The 6,382-nt window shown below is 71.7% G+C and carries 5 protein-coding genes, 1 rRNA gene and 1 pseudogene; all 7 read left to right on the top strand.

The genetic code is table 11. The features are described from left to right. Positions 1-119: 119 nt before the first annotated feature. The 7 genes and pseudogenes from rrf (at position 120) to recN (ending at position 6,322) form a co-directional block, all read left to right on the top strand. Positions 120-232: ribosomal RNA gene (gene rrf / locus EJK91_RS11695) — 5S ribosomal RNA — on the top strand. 685 nt (positions 233-917) lie between these two features. Further along, positions 918-1,544 (top strand): annotated as a pseudogene (locus tag EJK91_RS22400) (tetratricopeptide repeat protein); the annotation flags it as partial. Beyond that, positions 1,530-2,564 carry an HAD-IIA family hydrolase gene (locus tag EJK91_RS22395; RefSeq protein WP_277424724.1) on the top strand — a complete coding sequence of 345 codons (1,035 nt, stop codon included), beginning with the start codon at positions 1,530-1,532 and terminating at the stop codon, positions 2,562-2,564. The pseudogene EJK91_RS22400 and the gene EJK91_RS22395, both read left to right, overlap by 15 nt. Before the next feature lie 28 nt (positions 2,565-2,592). Then, entirely contained in the window at positions 2,593-2,769 is a 177-nt protein-coding gene (locus EJK91_RS21790; RefSeq protein WP_164517943.1) for a hypothetical protein, read from the top strand. Between the two features lie 7 nt (positions 2,770-2,776). Further along, complete coding sequence (locus EJK91_RS11685) at positions 2,777-3,583, top strand: TlyA family RNA methyltransferase (RefSeq protein ID WP_024442028.1); 807 nt, start codon at positions 2,777-2,779, stop codon at positions 3,581-3,583. Continuing rightward, the gene (locus EJK91_RS11680) at positions 3,580-4,515 is read left to right on the top strand and encodes an NAD kinase (RefSeq protein WP_024442029.1); all 936 of its coding nucleotides are present in this window, start codon (positions 3,580-3,582) and stop codon (positions 4,513-4,515) included. The genes EJK91_RS11685 and EJK91_RS11680 overlap by 4 nt, the downstream gene beginning before the upstream one ends. Before the next feature lie 13 nt (positions 4,516-4,528). Continuing rightward, positions 4,529-6,322: a DNA repair protein RecN gene (recN, locus tag EJK91_RS11675; protein WP_125079010.1), complete on the top strand. Its 1,794-nt coding sequence runs from the start codon at positions 4,529-4,531 to the stop codon at positions 6,320-6,322. Positions 6,323-6,382: the final 60 nt, after the last annotated feature.

The following is a 6,382-nucleotide window of genomic DNA, read 5'->3' as shown; positions in this document are numbered from 1 at the left end:
CAATTCACGTGTTGCCCGCAACCACACCACAAACACTCAAACCCACACCCCACCACCAAACACACACGTGGTGACACCGGTGCCGGCCAACCAGCCGCACCCACACAAAAAAATAGAGTTACGGCGGAAATAGCGACAGGGAAACGCCCGGTCCCATCCCGAACCCGGAAGCTAAGCCTGTCAGCGCCGATGATACTGCCCACACGGGTGGAAAAGTAGGACACCGCCGAACACAACATTAAGCCCTGTGCCCCCCAAGAAATTGGGGGGCACAGGCATTTCATGCATATCCCATTGTTTTACGCGCACAGATAGCGCATATGCGACCGTGTCAAGAGGTCGGCGATCCCCGCCGTATCCTTTTCGGTAGCACTGTTACAACCGGAGGGCGCGAGGTGGCCGAACACGGCAAAGGCGGCGACGGGCCGCGGGGCGGCGGCAGGGGCGCCGGCGACGCCGGGCGACGAGGCCGGCCCGGGCAATCCGGGGGCCGACCCGGGCAATCCGGTGGTCGGCCCGGGCAGTCCGGTGGTGGCTCGTTCCGGGGATCCGGCGATCAGCGTCGGACCCCCCGTGGCGCGGGACCGGACCGGGATCGTCGTTCCCAGCCGCCGCGCGACCGCGACGGCAACCCGCGTCCCGCATGGGACCGCGACGGCAACCCGCGTCCCGCATGGGACCGGGACGGCAGTCCGCGACCGCCCCGGGACCGGGACGGGAGCCCGCGACCGCCGCGCGACCGCGACAGCAGCCCGCGACCGCCCCGGGATCGTGACGGTGGCTCCCGGCCGCCCCGCGACTTCGACCGTTCGTCTCGGCCGCGCCGGGACTTCGACAGCACGTCGCGACCTCCGCGGGCTTCCGGCGAGGAAACGACCCAGCGCTACGACGACCCGCCGCTGCCCGACGGAGTCGAGCCCAAGCAGCTGGCCCCGGAAGTTCGCCGGGAGCTGAGCACGCTCAACCGGGCCACCGCCGACGCCGTGGCCTGCCACCTGGTGGCCGCCGGCATGCTGCTCGACGACGACCCGGAAACCGCACTGCTGCACGCCAAGGCGGCCCGGTCCCGCTCCACGCGGATCACCGCGGTCCGCGAAGCCGTCGGGATCGCCGCCTATCAGTGTGGTGACTGGTCGCAGGCGCTGGGCGAGTTGCGGGCAGCACGACGGATGGGCAGCAAGTCCGCGCTGCTGCCGCTGATCGCCGACTGCGAACGCGGCCTGGGCCGTCCTCAGCGGGCGATCGAGTTGGCGACCGGCCCGGATGCCGAGCAGCTCGAGGGCGACGAGGCCGATGAGATGCGGATCGTCGCCGCCGGTGCTCGCGCCGACCTGGGGCAGCTGGAGCAGGCGCTGACGGTGCTGTCCTCGGCGCCGACCGACCCCGACCGGACCGGCTCGACGGTGGCCCGGCTGCACTACGCGCACGGCGAGACCCTGGTGGCACTCGGTCGCGAAGGCGAGGCGCTGGAGTGGTTCCTGCGGGCCGCGGCCGCCGACACCGAGGGCGTCACCGACGTCGAGGACCGCATCGCCGAGCTCGGCGGCGGAGCGGCGCTGGCCGAGGAATACGACTGCCTGCTGCTGGATCTGGACGGCACGGTGTTCCGCGGTGGCGAACCCACCGCCGGCGCTGTCGAAACCCTGGCCGAACTGCAGAGCCGAAAGCTGTTCATCACCAACAATTCGTCCCGCGGCGCGGAGCAGGTCGCAGCACATCTGAACCAGCTGGGCTTCACCGCCACCGCCGAGGACGTCGCCACCAGCGGGCAGATCGCGGCCGACCTGCTGGCCGGCCAACTGCCCGCCGGGGCACGGGTCCTGGTGCTGGGTGCCGAGTCGCTGGCGGCCGAGATCGGCGCCGTCGGACTGGAAGCGGTGCGGCTGGCTGAGGACGAACCGGCCGCCGTGATCCAGGGCCTGTCCACCGAGCTGGGCTGGGCCGACCTGGCCGAGGCGGCGCTGGCGATCCGTGCCGGGGCACTGTGGATGACCACCAATGTCGACAAGACGCTGCCGTCGGAGCGGGGCCTGCTGCCCGGCAACGGTTCGATGGTGGCCGCCCTGCAGGCTGCCACCGACGCCGAACCGCAGGTGGCCGGCAAGCCGGGCCCGGCGCTGCTGACCGCTGCGCTGACCCGCGGCGAGTTCTACGCCCCGCTGGTGGTCGGCGACCGGCTCGACACCGACATCGCCGCGGCCAACGCCGCCGCGCTGCCCAGCCTGATGGTGCTCACCGGAGTGAACTCCGCCCGCGACGCCGTCGGTGCGGTCGCCGAGCACCGTCCGACCTACCTCGGCCATGACCTGCGGGCGCTGCACATCGGCGCCGGCAAGCTGGCGATCGGGTCACAGCCGGAGTGGGACGTCACGGTGGAGGGCAGCACCGTCACCGTCGCCGCCGGACAACCCGAGGAAGACGGTGACGGACTGGCGATCGTCCGCGCGCTCGCATCAGCGGTGTGGGACGCCGAGCTCGCGGGCCGCTCATTCACCGTTGCGGCCGCCGACGACACCGCGGACGCGGCACTGCAGCAGTGGTCCCTGCTCGGCACGTGGCCGTAAGCGGTGTCGGCTAGCCTGAGTGACACCCATGAACAGTGAGATTGAGGACGTCCGAGCACGCGTCGCGGCGGTGCTGGCCGAGTTGCCCGGCGAAGCCGAGCTGGCCGATCTGCCGGCCCACAGCGATCTGAACGCGCTGGCGCAGCGGCTCGAAGAGGCCCACCAGGTATTGGTGCGGGCGCTGGAGTCGGTGGAGAAGGGCTGAGTCAGGCATGTCGCGGCGTGCTCGCGTCGACGCCGAACTGGTCCGGCGCGGATTGGCCCGGTCTCGTCAGCAGGCCGCCGAATTGATCGATGCCGGCAAGGTCACCATCGACGGCATCCCGGCGGTGAAGGCCGCCACCGCCGTGGCGGTGACCGCGGCGCTGGCGGTGGTGGACGACGGCGAACGCAGCTGGGTGTCGCGCGGGGCGCACAAGCTGATCGGTGCCCTGGACACCTTCGGTATCACCGTGACCGGCCGGCAGTGCCTGGACGCCGGCGCCTCGACCGGCGGATTCACCGAAGTGCTGCTGGACCGGGGCGCGGCCCGGGTGGCCGCCGTCGACGTCGGCTACGGGCAGTTGGCGTGGTCACTGCGCACCGACCCGCGGGTGGTGGTCATCGAACGCACCAATGTCCGTGGGCTGACGGTCGACATCATCGGCGGGCCCGCGGAGCTGATCGTGGCGGACCTGTCGTTCATCTCGCTGGCGACGGTGTTGCCCGCGCTGGCTGGCTGCGCGTCACCGCACGCCGATATCGTGCCAATGGTGAAACCGCAGTTCGAGGTCGGACGACAACTGGTCGGTGCCGGCGGTGTGGTGTCGGACCCGGCCCTACGGGCCGATGCGGTCGTGTCGGTGGCGCACCGCGCCGAAGAACTGGGGTGGGGCACCGTCGCCGTCACCGCCAGTCCACTGCCGGGACCGTCCGGCAACGTCGAATACTTTCTGCATCTGCGCGCCGCCGCCGCGCCGCTGACCGGTGACGCGTTGCGCGCCGCCGTGCAGGATGCCGTCGCGAGGGGTCCGCAATGACCAGTGGAGATCATCAACGCACCGTGCTGCTGGTGGTGCACAGCGGTCGGGAAGAGGCCACCGACACCGCCCGCCGCGTCGAGAAGGTGCTCGCCGAACACGGCATCGCGCTGCGCGTGCTGACCGCCGAAGCCGTCGACAAGGGCGCGCTGCACGCCGGTTCTGACGACGCCCGTGAAGTCGGGGTCGCGATCGACCTGGTGGACCCCGACAACGGGGCGGCCGAGGGCTGCGAACTGGTCCTGGTGCTCGGCGGTGATGGAACCTTCCTGCGCGCCGCGGAACTGGCCCGCAGCGCCGACATCCCGGTGCTGGGCGTCAATCTGGGCCGGATCGGGTTTCTGGCCGAAGCGGAAGCCGACACCATCGACCAGGTCCTGGACAAGATCATCGCCCGCGACTACCGGGTGGAAGACCGGATGACGCTGGACGTCGTGGTGCGCGTCGACGGCGAGATCACCGACAGCGGGTGGGCGCTCAACGAGGCCAGCATGGAGAAGGGCCCGCGGTTGGGCGTGCTGGGCGTGGTCGTCGAGGTGGACGGCCGGCCGGTGTCGACGTTCGGCTGTGACGGGGTGCTGGTGTCGACCCCGACCGGATCCACCGCCTACGCGTTCTCCGCCGGCGGGCCGGTGCTGTGGCCCGATCTGGACGCGATCCTGGTGGTGCCCAACAACGCTCACGCGCTGTTCGCCCGGCCCATGGTCACCAGTCCCGCCTCCACGATCGCGATCGAGGTGGAGTCCAGCGACGGCCACCCCGCGCTGGTGTTCTGCGACGGTCGCCGCAGAATGCTGGTGCCCGCCGGTGGTCGCCTCGAGGTGCAGCGCGGCGTCAGCCCGGTGAAGTGGGCTCGGCTGGGCCGCTCGCCGTTCACCGACCGCCTGGTGCGCAAATTCCGGCTGCCGGTCACCGGCTGGCGCGGACAGTAGGGGTGCGCCTGAGGTGCTGACTGAGATCCGTATCGAGTCCCTGGGCGCCATCAGCGCGGCCACCGCTGAATTCGACCGCGGACTGACCGTACTGACCGGCGAGACCGGCACCGGCAAGACGATGGTGGTCACCGGGTTGCACCTGCTCGGTGGTGCGCGCGCCGATGCCAACCGGGTGCGTTCCGGGGCCGCCCGTGCCGTGGTGGAGGGCAGGTTCTGCACCGCGGATCTGGCGCGGGCCGCGGCCGGGCAGATCGACGAACTGCTCGAGGCGGCCGGGGCCGAGCGCGACGAGGACGGCACGGTGATCGCGGCCCGCTCGGTCAGCCGCGACGGCCCCTCGCGGGCCTACCTGGGTGGTCGCGGGGTGCCGGCGAAATCGCTGACCGGTTTCACCGGCAGCCTGTTGACGTTGCACGGCCAGAACGATCAGCTGCGGTTGATGCGCCCGGATGAACAGCGTGCGGCGCTGGATCGCTACGCCGCGGTGGGCGCCCGGCTGGAGCGTTACCGCGCCGCGCGCGAGGCCTGGCAGTCGGCCCGACGCGAGCTGGTCGAACGCCGCGACCGTGCTCGGGAACTGGCTCAGGAAGCCGACCGGCTCACGTTCGCGCTACGCGAGATCGACGCCGTCGACCCCCGGGCCGGTGAAGACGACGCGCTGACCGCCGACATCCGGCGGCTCTCCGAACTTGACGCGCTGCGCGCCGCGGCCGAGGGTGCGCGGGGGGCTCTGGCCGGCTTCGAGGATGCGACCGAGGCACTCGGTATGGCCGACGGGCCGAACTCGGCAACCGATCGGCTGGGGCAGGCGAAGGCGGCGTTGAGCGGCACCGACGACACCGTGCTGCAGGCGCTGGGCGATCAGCTCGGCGAGGCGCTCACCGTGGTGGGCGATGTGGCCCGCGAACTCGGCAGTTATCTCGATGATCTGCCCACCGGCGCCGACGCCCTCGACGCCAAGCTGGCCCGCCAGGCCGAGCTGCGCAGCCTGACCCGCAAATACGCCGCCGACATCGACGGGGTGCTGGCCTGGGCCGCGCAGTCCCGGGAACGGCTGACCCAGCTCGACGTCTCCGAGGAAGCACTCGCCGAGCTGGCCCGCCGTGTCGACGCGCTGGGCGAGCAGGTGGCCAAGGCCGCCACCGACCTCAGTGCGGCGCGCACCAAGGCGGCCGGGGGGCTGGCCAAGGCGGTCAGCGCCGAGCTGTCCGGGTTGGCCATGGCCGACGCCGAGTTCAGCATCGAGGTCAGCACCAGCCCGGCCGCCGCCGAGGATCCGGCCGCGTTGCGGTTGCCGTCGGGGCAGACCGTGCACGCCGGCGCCGACGGTATCGACGATGTCGAGTTCGGACTGGCCCCGCACCGCGGCATGACGGTGCTGCCGCTGGCCAAGAGCGCCTCCGGCGGGGAGCTGTCGCGGGTGATGCTGGCGCTGGAGGTGGTGCTGGCCACCTCATCGCGGCAGTCGGCCGGCACCACGATGGTGTTCGACGAGGTCGACGCCGGAGTGGGCGGGCGGGCCGCGGTGCAGATCGGGCGGCGGCTGGCCCGGTTGGCTCGCACCCATCAGGTCATCGTGGTGACGCACCTGCCGCAGGTGGCGGCCTACGCCGACGTGCACCTGATGGTCGAGCCCACCGGGCGGCAGGGCGCCAGCGGGGTGCGGCGGCTGGACGGCGAGGACCGGGTCGGCGAGCTGGCCCGGATGCTGGCCGGGCTGGGGGAGACCGACACCGCCCGGGCGCACGCGCGCGAGCTGCTGGATGCCGCGCAAGAGGATCGGGGCGCGGGCGCCGACAGCTGAGCCGCACGGGGTCACCGCCGTGTGACTGATGTGACGCGATGAAACTTCTGGGGCTGGTGT

The sequence above is a fragment of the Mycobacterium sp. P7213 genome, assembly GCF_900604305.1.
Taxonomy (GTDB): domain Bacteria; phylum Actinomycetota; class Actinomycetes; order Mycobacteriales; family Mycobacteriaceae; genus Mycobacterium.
Note: the sequence above shows the minus strand (reverse complement) of the source record. Positions and strands in the feature narration are given on the sequence as shown.